At 63.4% G+C, this 19,458-nt stretch carries 27 protein-coding genes and 1 pseudogene; 26 read left to right on the top strand and 2 right to left on the bottom strand.

The window, feature by feature from the left end:
- Together VJ897_RS04075 and VJ897_RS04080 are read right to left on the bottom strand one after the other, a co-directional pair.
- Positions 1-424 (bottom strand): annotated as a pseudogene (locus VJ897_RS04075) (lysozyme family protein); the annotation flags it as partial.
- 81 nt (positions 425-505) lie between these two features.
- Positions 506-1,126 (bottom strand): TIGR02466 family protein, encoded by a 621-nt coding sequence (locus VJ897_RS04080; protein WP_324053505.1) that lies wholly within the window; start codon positions 1,124-1,126, stop codon positions 506-508.
- Between the two features lie 175 nt (positions 1,127-1,301).
- Here VJ897_RS04080 and rpmC point away from each other — a divergent pair, with 175 nt between their 5' ends.
- From rpmC to VJ897_RS04210, 26 genes are all read left to right on the top strand, one after another.
- Positions 1,302-1,508: a 50S ribosomal protein L29 gene (gene rpmC / locus VJ897_RS04085; protein ID WP_324053507.1), complete on the top strand. Its 207-nt coding sequence runs from the start codon at positions 1,302-1,304 to the stop codon at positions 1,506-1,508.
- Positions 1,509-1,511: 3 nt separating this feature from the next.
- Positions 1,512-1,742, top strand: a complete 231-nt coding sequence (gene rpsQ / locus VJ897_RS04090) for a 30S ribosomal protein S17 (protein WP_324053510.1) — start codon at positions 1,512-1,514, stop codon at positions 1,740-1,742.
- A gap of 74 nt (positions 1,743-1,816) precedes the next feature.
- Positions 1,817-2,185 carry a 50S ribosomal protein L14 gene (rplN, locus tag VJ897_RS04095; RefSeq protein WP_324053511.1) on the top strand — a complete coding sequence of 123 codons (369 nt, stop codon included), beginning with the start codon at positions 1,817-1,819 and terminating at the stop codon, positions 2,183-2,185.
- Positions 2,185-2,490, top strand: coding sequence for a 50S ribosomal protein L24 (gene rplX, locus VJ897_RS04100; RefSeq protein WP_324053513.1), 306 nt, complete (start codon positions 2,185-2,187; stop codon positions 2,488-2,490). The genes rplN and rplX overlap by 1 nt, the downstream gene beginning before the upstream one ends.
- Positions 2,490-3,053 (top strand): 50S ribosomal protein L5, encoded by a 564-nt coding sequence (rplE, locus tag VJ897_RS04105; protein ID WP_324053515.1) that lies wholly within the window; start codon positions 2,490-2,492, stop codon positions 3,051-3,053. The genes rplX and rplE overlap by 1 nt, the downstream gene beginning before the upstream one ends.
- A 12-nt stretch (positions 3,054-3,065) precedes the next feature.
- Positions 3,066-3,371: a 30S ribosomal protein S14 gene (rpsN, locus tag VJ897_RS04110; RefSeq protein WP_324053516.1), complete on the top strand. Its 306-nt coding sequence runs from the start codon at positions 3,066-3,068 to the stop codon at positions 3,369-3,371.
- Positions 3,372-3,383: 12 nt separating this feature from the next.
- Entirely contained in the window at positions 3,384-3,773 is a 390-nt protein-coding gene (gene rpsH, locus VJ897_RS04115; protein ID WP_324053518.1) for a 30S ribosomal protein S8, read from the top strand.
- Positions 3,774-3,785: 12 nt separating this feature from the next.
- Positions 3,786-4,319, top strand: coding sequence for a 50S ribosomal protein L6 (gene rplF, locus VJ897_RS04120; protein ID WP_324053520.1), 534 nt, complete (start codon positions 3,786-3,788; stop codon positions 4,317-4,319).
- A gap of 11 nt (positions 4,320-4,330) precedes the next feature.
- Complete coding sequence (gene rplR / locus VJ897_RS04125) at positions 4,331-4,690, top strand: 50S ribosomal protein L18 (RefSeq protein WP_324053522.1); 360 nt, start codon at positions 4,331-4,333, stop codon at positions 4,688-4,690.
- A 116-nt stretch (positions 4,691-4,806) separates the two neighbouring features.
- Entirely contained in the window at positions 4,807-5,394 is a 588-nt protein-coding gene (gene rpsE / locus VJ897_RS04130) for a 30S ribosomal protein S5 (protein WP_324053525.1), read from the top strand.
- 3 nt (positions 5,395-5,397) lie between these two features.
- On the top strand, positions 5,398-5,589 hold the full coding sequence (rpmD, locus tag VJ897_RS04135) for a 50S ribosomal protein L30 (protein WP_324053527.1): 192 nt from the start codon (positions 5,398-5,400) through the stop codon (positions 5,587-5,589).
- A 201-nt stretch (positions 5,590-5,790) separates the two neighbouring features.
- The gene (gene rplO, locus VJ897_RS04140; protein ID WP_324053529.1) at positions 5,791-6,264 is read left to right on the top strand and encodes a 50S ribosomal protein L15; all 474 of its coding nucleotides are present in this window, start codon (positions 5,791-5,793) and stop codon (positions 6,262-6,264) included.
- A 105-nt stretch (positions 6,265-6,369) separates the two neighbouring features.
- Positions 6,370-7,731, top strand: a complete 1,362-nt coding sequence (gene secY / locus VJ897_RS04145; RefSeq protein WP_324053531.1) for a preprotein translocase subunit SecY — start codon at positions 6,370-6,372, stop codon at positions 7,729-7,731.
- Positions 7,728-8,378: an adenylate kinase gene (locus VJ897_RS04150; RefSeq protein WP_324053532.1), complete on the top strand. Its 651-nt coding sequence runs from the start codon at positions 7,728-7,730 to the stop codon at positions 8,376-8,378. Before secY ends, VJ897_RS04150 begins: the two co-directional genes overlap by 4 nt.
- Positions 8,379-8,675: 297 nt before the next feature.
- Entirely contained in the window at positions 8,676-9,044 is a 369-nt protein-coding gene (gene rpsM / locus VJ897_RS04155; RefSeq protein ID WP_324053534.1) for a 30S ribosomal protein S13, read from the top strand.
- A 15-nt stretch (positions 9,045-9,059) separates the two neighbouring features.
- Positions 9,060-9,452, top strand: a complete 393-nt coding sequence (gene rpsK / locus VJ897_RS04160) for a 30S ribosomal protein S11 (RefSeq protein ID WP_324053536.1) — start codon at positions 9,060-9,062, stop codon at positions 9,450-9,452.
- A gap of 106 nt (positions 9,453-9,558) precedes the next feature.
- Complete coding sequence (locus tag VJ897_RS04165) at positions 9,559-10,575, top strand: DNA-directed RNA polymerase subunit alpha (protein WP_324053538.1); 1,017 nt, start codon at positions 9,559-9,561, stop codon at positions 10,573-10,575.
- Positions 10,576-10,710: 135 nt separating this feature from the next.
- Positions 10,711-11,127, top strand: coding sequence for a 50S ribosomal protein L17 (gene rplQ / locus VJ897_RS04170; protein ID WP_324053540.1), 417 nt, complete (start codon positions 10,711-10,713; stop codon positions 11,125-11,127).
- 115 nt (positions 11,128-11,242) lie between these two features.
- Positions 11,243-12,556: a replication-associated recombination protein A gene (locus VJ897_RS04175; protein ID WP_324053542.1), complete on the top strand. Its 1,314-nt coding sequence runs from the start codon at positions 11,243-11,245 to the stop codon at positions 12,554-12,556.
- Between the two features lie 32 nt (positions 12,557-12,588).
- Positions 12,589-12,969, top strand: a complete 381-nt coding sequence (crcB, locus tag VJ897_RS04180; RefSeq protein WP_324053544.1) for a fluoride efflux transporter CrcB — start codon at positions 12,589-12,591, stop codon at positions 12,967-12,969.
- On the top strand, positions 12,966-14,006 hold the full coding sequence (locus VJ897_RS04185) for an RluA family pseudouridine synthase (RefSeq protein WP_324053545.1): 1,041 nt from the start codon (positions 12,966-12,968) through the stop codon (positions 14,004-14,006). The genes crcB and VJ897_RS04185 overlap by 4 nt, the downstream gene beginning before the upstream one ends.
- Complete coding sequence (locus tag VJ897_RS04190; protein WP_324053547.1) at positions 14,006-14,695, top strand: HAD-IA family hydrolase; 690 nt, start codon at positions 14,006-14,008, stop codon at positions 14,693-14,695. The genes VJ897_RS04185 and VJ897_RS04190 overlap by 1 nt, the downstream gene beginning before the upstream one ends.
- Positions 14,692-15,396, top strand: a complete 705-nt coding sequence (locus tag VJ897_RS04195) for an ATP12 family chaperone protein (protein WP_324053549.1) — start codon at positions 14,692-14,694, stop codon at positions 15,394-15,396. The genes VJ897_RS04190 and VJ897_RS04195 overlap by 4 nt, the downstream gene beginning before the upstream one ends.
- Positions 15,397-15,617: 221 nt before the next feature.
- Positions 15,618-16,634: an amino acid ABC transporter substrate-binding protein gene (locus VJ897_RS04200; protein ID WP_324053551.1), complete on the top strand. Its 1,017-nt coding sequence runs from the start codon at positions 15,618-15,620 to the stop codon at positions 16,632-16,634.
- A gap of 133 nt (positions 16,635-16,767) precedes the next feature.
- The gene (locus VJ897_RS04205; RefSeq protein WP_324053552.1) at positions 16,768-18,072 is read left to right on the top strand and encodes an amino acid ABC transporter permease; all 1,305 of its coding nucleotides are present in this window, start codon (positions 16,768-16,770) and stop codon (positions 18,070-18,072) included.
- A gap of 1 nt (position 18,073) precedes the next feature.
- Entirely contained in the window at positions 18,074-19,390 is a 1,317-nt protein-coding gene (locus VJ897_RS04210) for an amino acid ABC transporter permease (protein WP_324053554.1), read from the top strand.
- The last annotated feature ends 68 nt before the right edge of the window (positions 19,391-19,458 follow it).

Genomic DNA, 19,458 nt, shown 5'->3' on the forward strand with positions numbered 1-19,458 from the left:
ATTCCTCGGCACGGACCAAGCGACGCAGCGTGTCGGGGATGAACTGGTAGCGCCCTATGGCGTGGGGCTGGTTCGGCGTGGCCGCGATCCAGGCGTCGATCTGGGCGAGGGTCAGCGCGGTTGGTGGGCCGGGTGGGGGCACGCGGGCGCCGTGCTGCACCGCATCGTAGTCGGCTGGTCCCGCCTCGGCCCGGGCGATCAGGGCCAAAAGCCGATCCACCCGATCACCAACCCGTGGCAAGGACTGGACAGGCGGCTGCCGCACGACCGCTCGGAAAAGCCCGGCATCAGACCCTGCAAACAGGCTGGCGGGGGCCCGGTCTGCGACGCCGGCCGAAGTGGGTCCCGGAAAGAGTGACTGCAGTTCGGCCGTCGCCGGCGAGCCCAGCCACATCAGGGCCATTCCCAATAGTCGTAACGCCATTCTGGCCGCCTCCATTCCCTGGATCTCGCCCAGCAGGATGGCGCCTGACCCTTTCGGAACGGTTTCAGCGGAGGCTGCGGCTTATTCCCATTTGTAATTAAAGCTGACGGAAATCCGTTCCGCCTCGGCCATGTTCATGGGCACCTCGTGGCGCAGCCAACTTTCCCAGAGAAGCACATCTCCCACCTCGGGGGTGATATAGACAAAGGTGCGCCTGTCCTCGCGCGCGTCCTTGTTGCGCGGCGGTGCGGCCATCAGGCGGCCTGATCGCGGGTCCTCCAGTTTCAGCGCCGAGGTGCCCCCGGGCATCGCGACATAGGTTGTCCCGGATATCACGGCATGCGGATGCAGGTGGCTGGAGTGGCTGCCGCCCTCGGGCAGGATATTGATCCAGATATCCTCCAGTACCAGCTTGCGGTCTGCCAGATCGAATTCGAGGTCTTCGGCAAAGGCGGCGACGTGGCGGTCCAGACAGTCCACGACCTGCTGGAAAATCGGGAACCGCCAGGGCAAGTCACTGAGCGACGCATAGGATGTGTAGCCGGGATACCCCTCGCGTTCGCACCAGGCCTGGCCCGCCTCATCGTCCTCGGCGATGGAGTAGCAGGACGTTTCCAGTTCCTGCGCATCGATGGGGGCGCCGTACTCGGACAGCCGGGCGTGGTAAAGACGGGTCACGAAGAGAGATCTGATATTGGCCATGCCGTTCTGATAGCCTAGGTGCGAACCGCCTGCGAGGGGGCATTTTCATCGCCTCGGACAAAGGGGTTGCCACACCCTGCAATCGCGCATATACGCGCCACTTCTACATGGACTCCACCGAATCTGTGGGTGACCCGACAGGGGCCCCTCGGTGATGTTGGAAAGGACAAGGGCGATGGACGCCACGGAACTTCGTGACAAGACCCCGGATCAGCTTCGGGACGAGCTTGCCAACCTGAAAAAGGAGGCCTTCAACCTCCGCTTCCAGCAGGCCACCGGCCAACTGGAGAACACTGCCCGCATGCGTGCCGTCAAGCGTGATGCCGCCCGGGTGAAGACCATTCTGAACGAAAAAGCGGCGGCTGCCGCGCAGGAGGCGTAAGACATGCCCAAGCGTATCCTTCAAGGCACCGTCACCAGCGATCAGAACGCGCAGACCGTCACCGTTTCGGTCGAGCGTCGCTTCAAGCACCCGTTGCTGCAAAAGACCGTCCGCAAGTCCAAGAAGTACCGGGCGCACGACGAGGACAACCAGTTCAAGGTTGGGGACAAGGTCCGCATCCAGGAATGCGCGCCCAAGTCCAAGACAAAACGCTGGGAGGTGGTCGCCAACTGAGGCGTCCATTTTCCGGTTTGAGCGAAACCCTGGGGAAAAGGCGATGATGCCCCCCACAGGTCGGGAGAAACCAAATGATCCAGATGCAGACCAATCTGGATGTCGCTGACAACTCCGGCGCACGCCGGGTTCAGTGCATCAAGGTCCTCGGCGGTTCACACCGCCGTTACGCATCGGTCGGCGATATCATCGTCGTTTCCGTCAAAGAGGCCATTCCGCGCGGTCGCGTGAAGAAGGGCGACGTTCGCAAGGCCGTCGTCGTGCGCACCGCCAAGGAAGTTCGCCGCGAAGATGGGACCGCGATCCGCTTCGACCGCAATGCCGCCGTCATCCTCAACAACAACGAAGAACCTGTCGGCACCCGTATATTCGGTCCGGTGGTTCGCGAACTGCGCGCGAAGAGCTTCATGAAGATCATCTCGCTCGCTCCGGAGGTGCTCTGATGGCCGCGAAACTGAAGAAGGGTGACAAGGTCATCGTCCTGGCCGGCAAGGACAAGGGCAAGACCGGCGAGATCACGTCTGTCGATCCGAAGGCCGGCAAGGCCGTGGTTGACGGCGTGAACATTGCCATTCGTCACGAAAAGCAGAGCCAGGCTAGCCAAGGCGGCCGGACGCCGAAACCGGCGCCGATCCAGCTGAGCAACCTGGCCATTGTCGACAAGAACGGCAAGGCAACCCGCGTCGGGTTCAAGATGGACGGTGACAAGAAAGTCCGCTTTGCCAAGACCACGGGGGACGTGATCTGATGCTGGATACTGCGACCTACATCCCGCGCCTGCGTGCCCAGTTCAATGACAGCATCCGTGCTGCCATGAAGGAAGAGTTCGGCTACGGCAATGACTTGCAAATCCCGCGGCTGGACAAGATCGTACTCAACATCGGCTGCGGTGCCGAAGCGGTCAAGGACTCAAAGAAGGCCAAGGCGGCCCAGGACGATCTCACCGCCATTGCCGGTCAGCAGGCCGTCATCACCAAGGCCAAGAAGTCTATCGCCGGGTTCCGCGTTCGTGAAGACATGCCGCTGGGCGCCAAGGTGACCCTGCGTGGCAACCGCATGTACGATTTCCTGGACCGCCTGGTGACTATCGCGATGCCGCGTATCCGCGACTTCCGCGGCGTGCCCGGCACATCGTTCGACGGCCGTGGCAACTACGCCATGGGCATGAAGGAACACATCGTGTTCCCGGAAATCAACTTCGACAAGGTCGACGAGGTCTGGGGTCTTGATATCGTCATCACCACCACCGCCAAGACCGATGCAGAAGCCAAGGCGCTGTTGAAGCATTTCAACATGCCGTTCAACAGCTGAGGGACGTATACGATGGCCAAGAAATCCATGATCGCCCGCGAGAACAAGCGCCAGAAGCTGGTCGAGAAATTCGCCGCCAAGCGCGCCGCTCTCAAGGAAATCGCCAACGATGAATCGAAGCCCATGGAAGAGCGCTTCAAGGCGCGGCTCGAGCTTGCCAAGCTGCCGCGCAACAGCTCGCCCACCCGGCTTCACAACCGCTGCCAGCTGACCGGGCGTCCGCACGCCTATTATCGCAAGCTGAAGATCAGCCGGATCGCGCTTCGGGACCTCGGGTCCGATGGCCAGATTCCGGGCCTGGTCAAGTCCAGCTGGTAAGGAGGGACAGTCATGAACGATCCTATCGGCGATATGCTGACCCGTATCCGCAATGGCCAGCTTCGTGGCAAGTCTACGGTTCTGACCCCGGCGTCCAAGCTGCGCGCCTGGGTGCTGGATGTGCTGGCCGACGAAGGCTACATCCGGGGCTACGAGAAGACCGAAGCCAACGGACACCCCGCCTTCGAGATCAGCCTCAAATATTACGAAGGTAGCCCCGTTATCCGCGACCTGAAGCGTGTGTCCACGCCCGGCCGTCGCGTCTACATGGGCTCCAAGGACATTCCGCAGGTTCGCCAGGGCCTGGGTGTGTCGATTGTCAGCACGTCCAAGGGCGTGATGTCGGATGCAAACGCCCGCGCTGCCAAGGTTGGCGGCGAGGTGCTTTGCCAGGTCTTCTAAGGAGAGCTGATTATGTCTCGTATTGGTAAAAGACCGGTCGAGCTGCCCAGCGGCGTCACCGCCACTGTCTCCGGCCAGACCGTAGAAGTGAAGGGGCCCAAGGGTACCCGCACTTTCACCGCAACCGACGATGTCACCCTCTCGATTGATGAGAGCGCCGTCTCGGTTGAGCCGCGCGGCCCCTCAAAGCGCGCCCGCCAGCAGTGGGGCATGTCCCGTACCATGCTGCAGAACTGCGTCACCGGTGTGACCGACGGCTTCAAGAAGGAGCTGGAGGTCAACGGCGTTGGTTACCGCGCCCAGATGCAGGGCAACGTGCTCAAGCTGAACCTCGGCTATTCGCACGACGTCAACTTCGAGGTGCCCGAGGGCGTCACCGTCACCGCGCCCAAGCCGACAGTCGTGATTGTCGAGGGGGCTGACCAGCAACAGGTCGGCCAAGTGGCCGCGAACATCCGCGAATGGCGTGTTCCCGAACCCTACAAGGGCAAGGGCATCAAGTACGTCGATGAGTATATCTTCCGCAAGGAAGGCAAGAAGAAGTAAGGACGCGACAGATGGCAAACAGCAAAAGAGACCTGTTCCAGAAACGCCGCCTGCGCGTCCGGAACAAGCTTCGCAAGATGAATTCCGGGCGTCCGCGCCTGAGCGTTCATCGGTCGAACAAGAACATCAGCGCCCAGCTGATCGACGATGTGAACGGCGTCACGCTCGCCGCTGCCTCCTCGATGGAGCAGGCCCTCACCGGGGCCGGAAAGAACAACGTCGAAGTCGCCACGAAAGTGGGTGCAGCGATCGCCGAACGGGCCAAGAAGGCCGGCGTGACCGAGGCCTATTTCGACCGCGGCGGGTTCCTGTTCCACGGCAAGGTCAAGGCCTTGGCCGATGCCGCCCGTGAAGGCGGTTTGAAGATCTGAGAATTGCGGGGGGCGGCGCACGCCCCCCCGATGATCCGGGCTTGCGCGTCCCGCCGGACGCATTGGCACCAGGATTGAGTTGACCGGCGCGCCGCGCCAGACCGAGAGGAAGCCAGATGGCTCGAGACCAGCAGAAGCGCGGGAACCGCCGCGATCGAGATGAAACGCCGGAATTCGCCGATCGCCTCGTCGCGATCAACCGGGTGTCCAAGACCGTGAAGGGGGGCAAGCGTTTCGGCTTCGCCGCTCTCGTCGTCGTGGGCGATCAGAAGGGCCGTGTCGGTTTCGGCAAAGGCAAGGCCAAGGAGGTTCCTGAGGCCATCCGCAAGGCTACCGAAGCTGCCAAGCGGAAGATGATCCGCGTGCCGCTGCGCGAGGGCCGCACCCTGCATCATGACGGCTTTGGCCACCACGGCGCTGGCAAGGTGGTGTTGCGCACCGCTCCGCAGGGTACCGGGATCATCGCCGGTGGCCCGATGCGTGCCGTTTTCGAGATGCTGGGCGTTCAGGATGTCGTTGCCAAGTCGGTCGGCACCCAGAACCCCTACAACATGATCCACGCGACCTTGGCCGCGCTGCAATTCCAGCAGAGCCCGCGCTCGGTCGCACAGCGCCGGGGCAAGAAGGTTACCGAGATCCTGCCCAGCCGTGACGAGGCGCCTGACTACGGCGACCCGCAGACCCAGATTGCCGAGGAGGCCTGATCCATGGCGCAAAAAACGCTTCTCATCAAGCAGATCGGCTCGCCGATCCGTCGCCCGCAGGGCCAGCGCGCCACGCTCGTTGGACTGGGCCTGAACAAGATGCACAAGACCCGCGAGCTGGAAGACACCCCTTCGGTCCGCGGCATGATCAACAAGATCCCGCACCTGGTCGAGATCGTCGAAGAACGCGGCTGAGACCTGCCCCGTGCGAGCAACACCGCGCCCCGGTCAGAAATGGCCGGGGCGTTTTCTTTTCCCTGCATCCCAGCCCCTTGATCGTCGCCCGCTCAGGCCGTATACGCCCCCGGTGGCCCACGAGGGGTCGACTCGATCAAACGCAAAGCCGTGTCCCCTGCGCATCGCTTCGGCAGGGTCGTCCGGCAAAGGAGAAGCGATATGAAACTGCACGAACTGAGTGACAACGAAGGCGCCGCAAAAAAGCGCATGCGCGTGGGCCGTGGCCCCGGCTCGGGCAAAGGCAAGACCGGTGGCCGTGGTCTGAAAGGTCAGAAATCCCGGTCGGGTGTGGCCATCAAGGGCTATGAAGGCGGCCAGATGCCGCTCTACCAGCGTCTGCCCAAGCGTGGCTTCAACAAGCCGAACCGCAAGAAATTCGCTGTCGTGAACCTCGGGATCATCCAGAAATTCATCGACGCGAAGAAGCTCGACGCCAAGGGCGAGATCACCGAGGACGCCCTGCTGGACGCCGGCGTCATCCGCCGCAAGCTGGACGGTGTTCGCGTTCTGGGCAAGGGCGAGATCACCACGAAGGTCACGCTGAATGTCACCGGCGCGTCCAAAGGCGCGGTCGAAGCCGTCGAAAAGGCTGGCGGCAAGGTGACCGTCGCACCCGTGGCTGCGGCAGAGTAAAGGGTTGTGGGGGTGCGTCGCGCCCCTTACATCCCTATCCAAGTTTCCTGACGCCGCCGTCCGGGATACCGGTCCGGCGGCGTTCGTCTGAACAGGTGGGCATACATGGCATCCGCTGCTGAACAAATGGCATCGAACATGAGCTGGGGGGCCCTTGGCCAGGCCAAGGAACTCCGACAGCGCATTTTCTTCACGCTCGGTCTGCTGATCGTCTACCGGTTGGGCACCTACATCCCTGTGCCGGGCATCGACACGATCGCGCTGCAATCCTTCATGGAGGACGCCCAGGCCGGGATAGGTGGCATCCTGTCCATGTTTACCGGCGGTGCGCTGGGTCGGATGGGCATCTTCGCGCTTGGCATCATGCCGTATATTTCCGCCTCGATCATCGTGCAGTTGTTGTCCGCGATGTGGGAGCCGCTCAAGCAGCTCAAGAAAGAGGGCGAGCAGGGCCGCAAGAAGATCAACCAGTATACCCGTTACGGCACCGTTGTACTCGCAACCTTCCAGGCCTACGGCATGGCCGCAAGCCTCGAGGCGGGGGACCTTGTAACCGACCCGGGCCTTTTCTTCCGTGCAGCCTGTGTCATCACGCTGGTCGGTGGTACCATGTTCCTAATGTGGCTGGGTGAGCAGATCACTGCCCGTGGCATCGGCAACGGCATCTCTCTGATCATCTTCGTGGGCATTATCGCCGAGATCCCTTCGGCACTGGCCAGTTTCCTCGCCCAGGGCCGGTCCACCGGCAACTGGGGGCTGATCGTTGCCGTGATCGCCATGGTGATCGTCGTTCTGGCCTTTGTCGTCTTCATGGAGCGATCGTTGCGCAAGGTGCACATCCAGTACCCGCGCCGTCAGGTCGGCATGAAGGTCTTCGATGGTGGATCCAGCCACCTGCCCATCAAGGTGAACCCGGCCGGCGTCATCCCGGCGATCTTTGCCAGCGCCCTGTTGCTGCTGCCCACCACGCTCAGCACCTTCTCGGGCAGCCAGACCGGCCCGGTGATGTCGACGATCCTTGCCTACTTCGGGCCCGGACAGCCGCTTTACCTGTTGTTCATGGTCGCCATGGTCGTTTTCTTCACGTTCTTCTACACCAAGGAAGTGGCATTCAAGGTCGACGATGTGGCCGACAACCTGAAGAACCAGAACGGGTTCGTTCCCGGCATCCGGCCGGGCAAGCGCACGGCGGAATACCTTGACTACGTCGTTACCCGGATCCTGGTTCTGGGTTCGTCCTACCTGGCGCTGATCGTGATCCTGCCGGAAATCCTGCGCAGCCAGCTGGCCATCCCCTTCTACTTCGGCGGCACTTCGGTGCTGATCATCGTCAGCGTCGGCATGGACACGATCCAGCAGATCCAGTCGCACCTTCTGGCCCATCAGTACGAGGGCCTGATCGAGAAATCGCAACTGCGCGGCAAGCGCGGATCGAAGAAACGCAGCAAGGGACCTGCACGCAAATGAACATCATTCTTCTCGGACCGCCCGGCGCGGGGAAGGGCACCCAGGCCCGCCGCCTCGTGGAGCAACGCAACATGGTGCAGCTGTCCACCGGCGACATGCTGCGCGAGGCGCGGACCTCGGGCACCGAGATGGGCAACAAGGTTGCCGCGGTCATGGATGCGGGAAACCTGGTGACTGACGAGATCGTCATAGGCCTGATCCGCGAGAAGCTGGAAAGCGGCAATGCGGGCGACGGCTTCATCTTCGATGGTTTCCCGCGCACCTTGGCACAGGCCGATGCCCTGGGCGCGTTGTTGCACGAAGAGGGGCAGGGCCTTGATGCCGTGATAGAGATGCAGGTGGACGACGACGAGCTGGTTGCCCGCATCACGGCGCGGTCCACCTGCGCCAATTGCGGCGAGGTCTACAACGACAATACCAAGCCGATCCCAGGTGATGGTGTCTGCACGGCCTGCGGCCAGAAAGCCGAGTTCAAGCGCCGCGCGGATGACAACGAAGAAAGCCTCAAGACTCGCCTGTTGGCATACTACAAGCAGACCTCGCCCTTGATCGGTTACTACTACGCCAAGGGCGACCTTGCCTCGGTGAACGGTCTTGGCGAAATCGAAGAGGTTGCCGCGGCGATCGAAGGCGTCCTGAAGGACTAGGCGACAGGTTACGCACGCTGGTTTTTCAACGGGCATCCCGGCCCAACCGTGCGTGCGCGGGGCACCGGTGATGCGGCTTTGTCGGAGGCCATTCCAGCGCCGTGTCTTGAGGGGTTGACCATCTCTCCACGTCCCCCTAGACATCCCCATCCCGCAAGGGAGACGCGCCGAATCGGGCCACGCACCGATCGGGGCAGACCACCTGAACCAAGCTTGGGCCCGGCAGCGAAATGCTCCGGGCTTCAGTTGTGAAAAAAGGTTCCGGCGTTACGGAACCGCAACGAAAGGAAAGACAACGTGGCACGTATCGCCGGCGTGAATATCCCGACTGCAAAGCGGGTCCCGATCGCCCTCACCTATATCACCGGAATCGGCCATAGCTCGGCCCGGGCCATCTGCGAGGCCGTCAACATCGATGCAGCCCGCCGCATCAATGAGCTGTCCGATGCCGAAGTCCTCTCGATCCGCGAGCACATCGACGCCAACTACACCGTCGAGGGCGACCTGCGCCGAGAGGTGCAGATGAACGTCAAGCGCCTGATGGACCTCGGGTGCTATCGCGGCCTGCGCCATCGCCGCAACCTCCCCGTGCGTGGTCAGCGCACGCACACCAACGCCCGCACCCGCAAGGGCCCGGCGAAGCCGATCGCCGGCAAGAAGAAGTAAGGGAGGTAGCTACCAATGGCACGTGATACCCGTCGCGGAGGCAAGAAGAAGGTCTCCAAGAACATCGCTGCTGGCGTTGCCCATGTGAACTCCAGCTTCAACAACACCAAGATCCTGATTTCCGACGTGCAGGGCAACGCCATTTCTTGGTCGTCCGCCGGCACCATGGGGTTCAAGGGGTCGCGCAAGTCCACGCCCTATGCCGCACAGATGGCTGCAGAAGACGCGGGCCGAAAGGCGCAGGAACACGGCATGAAGACCCTCGAGGTCGAGGTCCAAGGCCCCGGTTCGGGCCGCGAGAGTGCCCTTCGCGCTCTGGCCGCCGCCGGGTTCAACATTACCGCGATCCGGGATGTCACCCCGATCGCGCACAACGGCTGTCGCCCGCCGAAGCGTCGCCGCGTCTGACAGACAGGATTCCACGGAGACCCCGCGCGCGGGGTCTCCTTTCGTCATTTCTACCTCGGGCGTCCGCCCCGCCGGATCAGCAGGGCAGACAAGTATGGAGGGACGCATGATCCACAAAAACTGGGCCGAACTAATCAAACCCACGCAGCTTGACGTCAAACCGGGCAAGGACCCGGCGCGCCAGGGAACCGTGGTCGCCGAACCGCTTGAACGCGGCTTCGGCCTGACGTTGGGCAATGCCCTGCGCCGCATTCTACTGTCGTCGCTTCAAGGCGCCGCCATCACCGCCGTGCAGATCGACAACGTGCTGCACGAGTTTTCCTCGGTGTCCGGTGTCCGTGAAGACGTCACCGATATCGTGCTGAACCTCAAGGGCGTCTCGATCCGCATGGAGACCGAGGGCCCCAAGCGCCTGCAGGTGCAGGCCAAGGGTCCGGGCGTGGTCACGGCCGGTGATATCTCGGAAAGCGCAGGGATCGAGATCCTGAACAAGGATCACGTGATCTGTCACCTCGATGAGGGTGCCGACCTCTACATCGAGCTTACCGTGAACACCGGAAAGGGCTATGTCGCTGCCGACAAGAACAAGCCCGAGGACGCGCCGATCGGCATGATTGCCATCGACGCCATCTATTCCCCGGTCAAGAAGGTCAGCTACGACGTGCAGCCCACCCGTGAAGGCCAGGTGCTGGACTACGACAAGTTGACCATGAATGTCGAGACCGACGGATCGATCACGCCGGAGGACGCGGTGGCCTATGCCGCGCGGATCCTTCAGGATCAACTCCAAGTCTTCGTCAACTTTGACGAACCCGAGTCCTCGCACGCCAGCCAGGACGACGACGGACTGGAATTCAACCCGCTGCTGCTCAAGAAGGTGGACGAACTGGAACTGTCGGTGCGGTCCGCCAACTGCCTGAAGAACGACAACATCGTCTACATCGGCGACCTGATCCAGAAGACGGAGGCCGAGATGCTGCGCACGCCGAACTTCGGCCGCAAGTCGCTCAACGAGATCAAGGAAGTGCTGTCGGGCATGGGCCTTCACCTTGGCATGGATGTCGAGGACTGGCCGCCGGACAATATCGAGGACCTGGCCAAGAAGTTCGAAGACCAGTTCTGATACGACTTCGGGTGGAGCCGGAATTCCACAATCTGGTTCCGCCCCCGGGCATTCTGCCCCAAGGAGAGCGGGTCACACGCATGGCCCGCCGGACAAAGCAAAACCGCCCGTAGAGGGCACCCTAGGAGATTGAAAATGCGCCACGCTCGCGGATACCGCCGCCTGAACCGGACCCACGAACATCGCAAGGCCCTGTTCTCGAACATGGCCGGGTCGCTCATTGAACACGAGCAGATCAAGACAACCCTGCCCAAGGCCAAGGAACTCAAGCGCGTCATGGACAAGCTGGTGACGCTGGCCAAGCGTGGCGATATACACGCCCGCCGCCAGGCCGCGGCTCAGCTCAAGCAGGACAAGGATGTCGCCAAGCTCTTCGATGTTCTCGGCGCTCGCTACAGCGACCGACAAGGCGGCTACACCCGTGTTCTCAAGACCGGGTTCCGCTACGGCGACATGGCCCCGATGGCGATCATCGAACTGGTCGATCGCGACCCCGACGCCAAGGGCGCCGCAGACCGGGCCCGCCTTGCGGCCGAGGAAGATGCGGACTGATCGGTCCACCTGCATGCGTCCTGGATGGCCCGCCCTTTTCGGCGGGCCATTTTCGTTAACACCTGCCCGCCCGCCATGTCTGGTCTCGGCGGGGGCGCGGGCATAGAGTTGCCCAATGGCCGATCTCTTCGACACCCCTGGCGATGATGCCGGTGCCAATGCCCCGCGTCCCCTGGCCGACCGGCTGCGCCCTGCCGCCCTGGACCAGGTCATCGGGCAGGAACACCTGCTGGGCCCCGAGGGACCGCTGGGCGCGATGCTGGCGGCGGGCAACCTTTCTTCGCTGATCCTCTGGGGGCCGCCGGGGGTGGGCAAGACCACGATCGCGCGGCTGCTGGCCGCCTCGAGCGACCTGCATTTCATCCAGATCAGCGCGATCTTCACGGGCGTGCCGGAGCTGCGCAAGGTCTTCGACGCCGCGAAAATGCGGCGGCGGGACGGACAGGGCACGCTGCTTTTCGTCGACGAGATCCACCGTTTCAACAAGGCGCAGCAGGACGGGTTCCTGCCCCACATGGAGGACGGCACCATCGTGCTGGTCGGCGCCACGACCGAGAACCCCTCGTTCGAGTTGAATTCCGCCGTTCTGAGCCGTGCCCAGGTGCTGGTTCTGAAGCGCCTGACGCTGGCCGACCTCGAGCGCCTGGCCCGGCGCGCCGAACAGGAACTGGCCCAGGCCCTGCCGTTGACTGGCGAGGCGCGCGAGGCGCTTCTGGAGATGGCCGATGGCGACGGACGGGCCCTGCTCAACCTGGTGGAACAGGTTGCTTCCTGGCCCCGGACCGAGAAGCTCGACACCGAGGCCCTGACAACGCGGCTGACCCAGCGCGCGGCGAACTACGACAAGTCGGGCGATGCGCACTACAACCTGATTTCGGCGCTGCACAAATCGGTGCGCGGCTCGGACCCGGACGCGGCGCTCTACTGGTTCGCGCGGATGCTGCAAGGTGGTGAGGACCCGCGTTTCCTCGCCCGGCGCCTGACCCGCATGGCGGTCGAGGATATCGGTCTGGCCGATCCGCAGGCACAGGACGTCTGTATAGGGGCGTGGCAGGCCTATGAACGGCTGGGCAGCCCCGAAGGCGAGCTGGCCCTTTCGCAGGCGGTGATCTACCTCGCGCTGGCCCCGAAATCCAACGCGGGGTATGCGGCCTACAAGAATGCGGTTGCAGCGGCCAAAAAGACCGGTAGCGAACCGCCCCCGAAACATATCCTGAACGCGCCGACGTCCTTGATGAAGGATATCGGTCATGGCGAGGGTTATGCCTACGATCACGACGCCGAGGACGGCTTTTCCGGGCAGAATTATTTCCCCGACGGGATGAAACGCGGTGTCTACTACAGCCCGGTCGACCGCGGCTTCGAGCGCGAGTTGAAAAAGCGGGTGGAGTACTTCGCCAAGCTGCGCACCCGGCGGCGAGGCAGTTGACAATGCCCCCCATAGCGTCAAGGAACGCGCCCATGTTAATCACCATGTTACAGGTTGCCTTGGGCGGGGCCATCGGCTCGGCTGCGCGCTTTGCCACGGGGGTTGCGGTGACCCGCGGCCTTGGGGCGGGCGGCTTTCCCTTGGGTGTTCTGACAGTCAATATCCTCGGGTCGTTCCTGATGGGCGCGCTGGTGGTCTACCTTGGTCAACGCGGACCGGCGGCGCTGAACCCCTTCCTGGTGACGGGGGTGCTGGGCGGGTTCACGACATTCTCGGCCTTTTCGCTGGAAACCCTGACGTTGATCGAACGTGGCCAAGCAGGTCAGGCGGCGTTCTATGTCGGGTTGTCGGTCGCCGGGTCGCTCTTGGCGATCCTGGCCGGTGTCCAGACCATGCGCGCGGTGCTGGCATGACTGCGGTTCTGAGCATTACCGTCGCACCGGGCGAGGGGGACCAGAGGCTCGACCGCTGGCTGAAACGCCGTTTTCCGCAGATCACCCAGGGCCGTATCGAGAAGGGCTGCCGCAAGGGAGAGATCCGCGTCGATGGCGGGCGGGTAAAGGCGAACACGCGGCTCGACGAGGGGCAGCAGGTCCGCGTTCCACCGCTGCCAGACAGCGAGGCGCCGGCTCGACCCAAGGACAGCATTTCCGAGGCCGATGCCCGGATGATCCGCGATTGCGTGATCTACCGCGACGACGAGGTGATCGCCCTGAACAAGCCCGCCGGTCTGCCCACGCAGGGCGGCAGCAAGCAGACCCGCCATGTGGACGGCCTGTCCGAGGCCCTGAAGTTCGGGGCCGAGGAAAAGCCGCGCTTGGTGCATCGGCTGGACAAGGATACGTCGGGCGTGCTGCTTCTTGCCCGCAGCCGGCAGGCGGCGCAGGGGCTGACCGCGGCCATGCGGCACAAGGATACACGCAAGATCTACTGGGCGCTGGTGGCCGGTGTGCCCACTCCCTATCTCGGCGAGATCAAGTATGGGCTGGTCAAGGCCGGAGGCCGAGGCGCCGCGGGGGAGGGTGAAAGGATGCACGCGGTTCACCCCCGTGACATGGACAGCACGCCGGGTGCCAAGCGGGCGCATACGCTCTATGCCACGCTATACCGGGTCGCCAGCCGCGCCGCCTGGGTCGCGATGGAGCCGCTGACCGGGCGCACGCATCAGCTGCGCGCGCACATGGCCGAGATCGGCCACCCCATCGTCGGCGACGGCAAGTACGGCGGCGCGGGGCAAGAGAACATGGGCGATGGCTGGGGCGCGCAACTGGGCGGCATCATCTCGAAGAAGCTGCATCTGCACGCGCGGATGATGCGGTTCGAGAACCCGGTCACGCGGCAGACCATCACCGTGACCGCGCCGTTGCCAGATCACATGGCGCAATCCTGGGATACCTTCGGCTGGACCGAGGATCTGGCCGCCGAGGACCCTTTCGAAGAGCTGATGTGATGCCCGAGCTGCGCCTGGTGATCTTCGACGTGGACGGTACGCTGGTCGATAGCCAGGCCGATATTCTGGCGGCCATGGCCGCGGCCTATGCAGCCGAAGGCATCACGCTTCCGGACCGCGCCGCGGTGCTTTCGATCGTGGGCCTGTCGCTGCCCGTGGCGATGGAAAGCCTGTCGCCCGGACTGGACCCCGCCCGTCGCGCCCGCATGGTCGAGACATACAAGGACGCCTATGTCGCCCTGCGGGAAAAGGCACGGATGCACGAGACCAGCCCGCTCTATCCCGGCGCCAGGGCGGCGCTCGACCGGTTGCAGGCCGATCCCTTCACCTTGCTGGGGGTGGCGACGGGCAAGTCTCGCCGCGGGCTCGACAAGCTGATCGAGGGGCATGGGCTGGAGGGCCTTTTCGTCACCACACAGGTCAGTGACCACCACCCCTCGAAACCGCATCCCGCCATGCTACTGGCCTGCCTCTCGGAAACCGGCGTTGCCGCCGACCGCGCGGTCATGGTGGGCGATACCCGCTTCGACATGGATATGGCCCGTGCTGCTGGCGTGCGCGGCATAGGCGTCGACTGGGGCTATCACGCCGCGGACACCCTGACGGCGGATGCCATGATCGGCGATTTCTCGGAGTTGGACGCCGCGGTGGACGGGCTGATCGGACAAGCTACGGAGCAGGACGCATGAGCGATTGGCGACCCCGCCGGTTCTGGACAGAGGTGACCGTTGTCGAGACCGATATCGGCCATGGCATCGTGCTGGACGGGCGCCCGGTCAAGACCCCGGCCAAGGCCCCCGTCGCCGTGCCGACGCGCGCGATGGCCGAGGCCATCGCCGAGGAATGGCGCGCCGTCGAGAAGATCATTGATCCGTCGGCGATGCCGGTGACCCGCGCGGCCAATGCCGCCATCGACAAGGTGGCCATACAGTTCGACGAGGTGGCCGAGATGCTGGCCGGCTACGGCGGCAGCGACCTTCTGTGTTATCGCGCCGAGGCGCCGGAGGAGCTTTGCGACCGGCAGCGTCTCAACTGGGACCCCCTGCTGGAGTGGGCCGCGGAAACTTTTGGCGCGCGCCTGCGCCTCGCACAGGGCGTGATGCCCGTGGCCCAGCCCCCCGAAGCGCTCGAGCGCCTCCGCACCGCGACCCGTGATCAAGGAGTGTTCCAGCTGACTGCTCTGCACGATCTGGTCACGATCACAGGCTCTCTGGTGCTGGGCCTGGCCGTATCTCGTGGACGCATCGAGGCGGACCGGGCATTTGACCTGTCCCGGCTCGACGAGGACTGGCAGATCGAGCGATGGGGCGCCGACACCGAAGCCATGGCGACGGCAGAGATCAAGCGCGGGCAACTGAAAGATGCCGCAAACCTGTATGCCATGGTATAGCGCACGCCGGTTGGTCGAAGCGCCTTCAAATTCATCGTTCTGCAGTCGAATAAACCGTGATTGGCGGGTCTTGAGCCGTTTACTTGCCCTTGACCTAGGCACCTGAATCCGACCAATCTACCACCATTCGCAGGAGTCCTGCGTCGTATCGCCCTCGTCCTTCGGGACGACGAAAAAAAGAACCCCCTGTCCCATGGGGGAACTCAGGAAGAGGTAAAAAAATGAAGAAATCCGTATTTCTCGGCACGCTGACGGTTGCCGGCCTTGCTGCCGGGGCTGCTACGGCAGCCACGCTTGACGACGTCAAGGCTCGCGGCACGCTCAACTGTGGCGTGACCACCGGCCTTGTGGGCTTTGCGGCCCCCGACGCCAACGGCGAGTGGCAAGGCTTTGACGTGGCTGTCTGCCGTGCTGTCGCCGCCGCGGTTCTCGATGATCCCATGGCCATCGAATTCGTGCCCACCACTGGGCAGACCCGCTTTACCGCGCTGGCCTCGGGCGAAATCGACATGCTGGCCCGGAATACCACCTGGACCTTCACCCGTGACGTCGACCTGAAATTCGAATTCACCGGCATCAACTACTATGACGGTCAGGGCTTCATGGTCCCGCGCGACCTTGGCGTGTCCTCGGCCAAGGACCTGGCAGGTGCGACCGTCTGCATTCAGACCGGCACCACGACCGAGCTGAACCTCGCGGACTTCTTCCGTACCAACAACATGGAATACGAGCCGCTGCCGATCGAAACCAACGCCGAGGCGCAGCAGCAGTACCTGGCTGGAGCCTGCGACGTCTATACCACCGACTCCTCGGGGCTGGCCGCGACCCGCGCCTCCTTCGAGAACCCCTCGGATCACGTGATCCTGCCTGAGATCATCTCGAAAGAGCCGCTCGGCCCGCTCGTGCGCCATGGTGACAACGAATGGGGTGACGTCGTGCGCTGGACGCTCAACGCGCTGATCGCGGCCGAAGAGCTGGGCGTTACCTCGGCCAACGCTGACGAACTGGCCGAAGGCACCGACAATCCGGAAATCAACCGTATGCTCGGCACCGAAGGTGAGCTTGGCGCCATGCTCGGTCTCGACGCCGACTTCGCCCTGCGCGCCATCAAGGCCGGGGGCAACTACGGTGAACTCTTCGAGACCCACATCGGCGAGAACACCCCGGTGGGCCTGGCCCGGGGCCTGAACGCCCAGTGGACCGAGGGCGGCCTGATGTACGCCCCGCCGTTCCGCTAAGAGCTTCTGACGGGGGGTGCCTTGGCGCCCCCCGTCGCGCGATCGGCACGGTCGCCGGTAGCCACCCCAGACAATTCGCGCAATTCGGCCAACGGGTGCGCCAGGATTCAGCCTGGGACCAGGGAGATAACAGATGTCAGCGTCCCCAGACGTGCCGAAGGCTTCCTTTCGGCTCAGCCAGCTTATCTACGACACGCGCTATCGCTCGCTCACCATCCAGGTTATCGCTCTGGCGCTGCTGGTCGCCGCGATCTGGTGGCTGGTCAACAACACCGTCCAGAATCTGGAAACCCTGGGCAAGGACTTCGACTTCGGTTTCCTGACGCAGCCAGCCGGCTATGACATCAACCAGCGTCTGATAGATTACGACAGCCAGAGCACACATGGCCGTGCCGCCATGGTCGGAATCCTCAACACCATTCTGGTCGCCGCGCTGGGCTGTGCCCTTGCGACGGTCCTTGGCGTTCTGGCCGGGGTGTTGCGGCTGTCAAAGAACTGGCTGGTCAGCAACCTCACGGCCGTCTACGTCGAAGGGTTCCGCAACGTTCCGCTGCTGCTGTGGATCATCCTGATCTTCGCGATCATGACCGAGAGCACGCCCGAGCCGCGAGATTTCCGGGGCGACGATGCCGCGGCGTCGATGATCGTGGGCGAAAGCGTCGCCGTGACCAACCGCGGCGTCTACATTCCGCGTGTCGGCTTCGAGAACTCCGTGAGTGGCGCGGGTGCCGAATGGCGGGCCGAGAATACCGCCGCCCGGGAGGCTGGCGAAGAAAGCCCGCCGCCACCGTCTTCGGTCTGGGATTGGCTGATCGTATTCGGCGTGCTCGCGGCGTCCATCTTGGGGGCGCGCTGGAACAAGCGGCGGGCCGACGCCATACAGGAGGCCACGGGCGATCGTCCGGCGACTTGGTACGTCAATCTCGGGGTCATCGTCCTGCCGACGCTCGCCGTGCTTCTGCTGATGGGGGCGACCATAGTGGCACCCTTCTTCCGCGGCTTCAATTTCGCCGAAGGGATACACCTGCGCAACTCCCTGATCGCGCTCTGGTTGGCGCTGGCGCTCTATACCGGCGCTTTCATAGCCGAGATCGTGCGCGCCGGCATTCTGTCGGTCAGCAAGGGCCAGACCGAGGCAGCGAGCGCGCTGGGCCTGCGCCCGGCCCGCACCATGAGCCTGGTCATACTGCCGCAGGCGTTGCGGGTCATCATCCCGCCGCTGATCTCGCAATACCTGAACCTGACCAAGAACAGCTCGCTCGCGATCGCCGTGGGTTACATGGACGTCCGGTCGACCCTGGGTGGAATCACCATCAACCAGACCGGACGCGAGCTGGAGGGCATGTTGCTGCTGGGCCTGTTCTACCTGTTGCTGTCCCTGATCATCTCGGCACTGATGAACGTCTACAACAACGCCGTGAAGCTGAAGGAGCGGTGACATGAGCGAAGTGCATGCCGAAACCACCCGCTTTGTCCGCACCGAGATGCTGGCCGAGCAGGAACCGCCGATTACCGAGAAGGGCGTGGTCAAGTGGGTCCGCGAGAACCTTTTCTCGGGTTGGCTGAACGTCCTCCTGACGGTGCTGTCACTGTTCGTGATCTACGCCGTGCTTGCCGCGCTGCTTCCGTGGTTTGCCAATTCGGTCTGGACCACGGGCAGCCTGGCCGGATGCCGCGAAGTCCTGGCCGAGCAGGGGCTGAGCGGTCATGGCGGTGCCTGTTTCTCCGTGATCTCGGAACGCTGGCCGCAACTGGTCTTCGGGTTCTACCCCTCGGACCTATACTGGCGCCCGATCCTCGCCTTCGTTGTTTTCCTGCTGGGAATCGCGCCGGTTCTGTTCCAGGGCATGCCGCGCCAGACGCTTTGGGGGTCGCTGGCCGCGCCCTTCATCGTTTACTGGCTTATCTGGGGGGGCAGCCTCTGGGGTCCCATCGTGACGGCAGGGGGCTTTTTCCTTGGTGCCGCCGGTTTCGTCTACATCGGGCGCGCCGCGGGCACCATCCTGGGCACGCTGGCCGCCATCTTTCTGCCCATCCTGTTCTGGATGTTCCTGGTCGGGCCGCTGGTCTCGGGTCTGGCGTCGGTTGTGCCGCTTCAGATCACCAAGGTCGCGTCCAACGACATCGGTGGCTTCATGCTGGCGCTGATCATAGGAATCTCGGGGATCATCCTGTCGCTGCCGCTGGGTATACTGCTTGCGCTTGGCCGCCAGTCGCACCTTTTCATCATCACCAAGGTCTCGGTGGCCTTCATCGAGATCATACGTGGCGTGCCGCTGATCGTGTGGCTCTTCACCGCCTCGCTTCTGCTGAACTACTTCCTGCCGCCGGGCACCAATTTCGACCTGATGCTGCGGGTCATCATCATGGTGACGCTTTTTGCCTCGGCCTATATCGCGGAGGTGGTCCGCGGTGGCCTGGCCGCCCTACCCAAGGGGCAGTACGAGGCCGCCGACGCGCTGGGGCTGGACTATGCCAAGTCCATGCGCCTGATCATCCTGCCGCAGGCACTCAAGATTTCCATACCCGGAATCGTGAACACCTTCATCGGTCTGTTCAAAGACACCACGCTGGTTGTCTTCATCGGCCTGCTGGACCCGATCGGCCTGACCAATGCAATCCGGGCGACGACCGAGTGGAACGGCATCTACTGGGAACTGTTCCTCTTCATCGGCCTGCTGTTCTTCATCTTCTGCTACAGCATGAGCCGCTATTCCATCTACCTGGAGAAGAAGCTCCAGCGTGAGCATCGTTAAGGGAACCTGACATGACTGACATTGCCACCGACCGCGAGATTGATCGCAGCCAGATGCAGGTTTCAGAC

Source organism: Salibaculum sp. (assembly GCF_035270045.1).
In the GTDB taxonomy this organism is placed as follows: Bacteria; Pseudomonadota; Alphaproteobacteria; order Rhodobacterales; family Rhodobacteraceae; genus Salibaculum.

Coding starts and splice junctions, on each gene's coding strand:
- VJ897_RS04165 (WP_324053538.1), top strand. CDS start 9,559: ATGATCCACAAAAACTGGGCCGAACTAATCAAACCCACGCAGCTTGAC.
- VJ897_RS04200 (WP_324053551.1), top strand. CDS start 15,618: ATGAAGAAATCCGTATTTCTCGGCACGCTGACGGTTGCCGGCCTTGCT.
- rplQ (WP_324053540.1), top strand. CDS start 10,711: ATGCGCCACGCTCGCGGATACCGCCGCCTGAACCGGACCCACGAACAT.
- rplE (WP_324053515.1), top strand. CDS start 2,490: ATGCTGGATACTGCGACCTACATCCCGCGCCTGCGTGCCCAGTTCAAT.
- rpsK (WP_324053536.1), top strand. CDS start 9,060: ATGGCACGTGATACCCGTCGCGGAGGCAAGAAGAAGGTCTCCAAGAAC.
- rpmD (WP_324053527.1), top strand. CDS start 5,398: ATGGCGCAAAAAACGCTTCTCATCAAGCAGATCGGCTCGCCGATCCGT.
- rplX (WP_324053513.1), top strand. CDS start 2,185: ATGGCCGCGAAACTGAAGAAGGGTGACAAGGTCATCGTCCTGGCCGGC.
- VJ897_RS04190 (WP_324053547.1), top strand. CDS start 14,006: ATGCCCGAGCTGCGCCTGGTGATCTTCGACGTGGACGGTACGCTGGTC.
- VJ897_RS04175 (WP_324053542.1), top strand. CDS start 11,243: ATGGCCGATCTCTTCGACACCCCTGGCGATGATGCCGGTGCCAATGCC.
- rplO (WP_324053529.1), top strand. CDS start 5,791: ATGAAACTGCACGAACTGAGTGACAACGAAGGCGCCGCAAAAAAGCGC.
- VJ897_RS04080 (WP_324053505.1), bottom strand. CDS start 1,126: ATGGCCAATATCAGATCTCTCTTCGTGACCCGTCTTTACCACGCCCGG.
- VJ897_RS04210 (WP_324053554.1), top strand. CDS start 18,074: ATGAGCGAAGTGCATGCCGAAACCACCCGCTTTGTCCGCACCGAGATG.
- rpsE (WP_324053525.1), top strand. CDS start 4,807: ATGGCTCGAGACCAGCAGAAGCGCGGGAACCGCCGCGATCGAGATGAA.
- rpsN (WP_324053516.1), top strand. CDS start 3,066: ATGGCCAAGAAATCCATGATCGCCCGCGAGAACAAGCGCCAGAAGCTG.
- crcB (WP_324053544.1), top strand. CDS start 12,589: ATGTTAATCACCATGTTACAGGTTGCCTTGGGCGGGGCCATCGGCTCG.
- VJ897_RS04150 (WP_324053532.1), top strand. CDS start 7,728: ATGAACATCATTCTTCTCGGACCGCCCGGCGCGGGGAAGGGCACCCAG.
- rplF (WP_324053520.1), top strand. CDS start 3,786: ATGTCTCGTATTGGTAAAAGACCGGTCGAGCTGCCCAGCGGCGTCACC.
- VJ897_RS04195 (WP_324053549.1), top strand. CDS start 14,692: ATGAGCGATTGGCGACCCCGCCGGTTCTGGACAGAGGTGACCGTTGTC.
- rplR (WP_324053522.1), top strand. CDS start 4,331: ATGGCAAACAGCAAAAGAGACCTGTTCCAGAAACGCCGCCTGCGCGTC.
- rpsH (WP_324053518.1), top strand. CDS start 3,384: ATGAACGATCCTATCGGCGATATGCTGACCCGTATCCGCAATGGCCAG.
- rplN (WP_324053511.1), top strand. CDS start 1,817: ATGATCCAGATGCAGACCAATCTGGATGTCGCTGACAACTCCGGCGCA.
- rpmC (WP_324053507.1), top strand. CDS start 1,302: ATGGACGCCACGGAACTTCGTGACAAGACCCCGGATCAGCTTCGGGAC.
- rpsQ (WP_324053510.1), top strand. CDS start 1,512: ATGCCCAAGCGTATCCTTCAAGGCACCGTCACCAGCGATCAGAACGCG.
- VJ897_RS04205 (WP_324053552.1), top strand. CDS start 16,768: ATGTCAGCGTCCCCAGACGTGCCGAAGGCTTCCTTTCGGCTCAGCCAG.
- VJ897_RS04185 (WP_324053545.1), top strand. CDS start 12,966: ATGACTGCGGTTCTGAGCATTACCGTCGCACCGGGCGAGGGGGACCAG.
- secY (WP_324053531.1), top strand. CDS start 6,370: ATGGCATCCGCTGCTGAACAAATGGCATCGAACATGAGCTGGGGGGCC.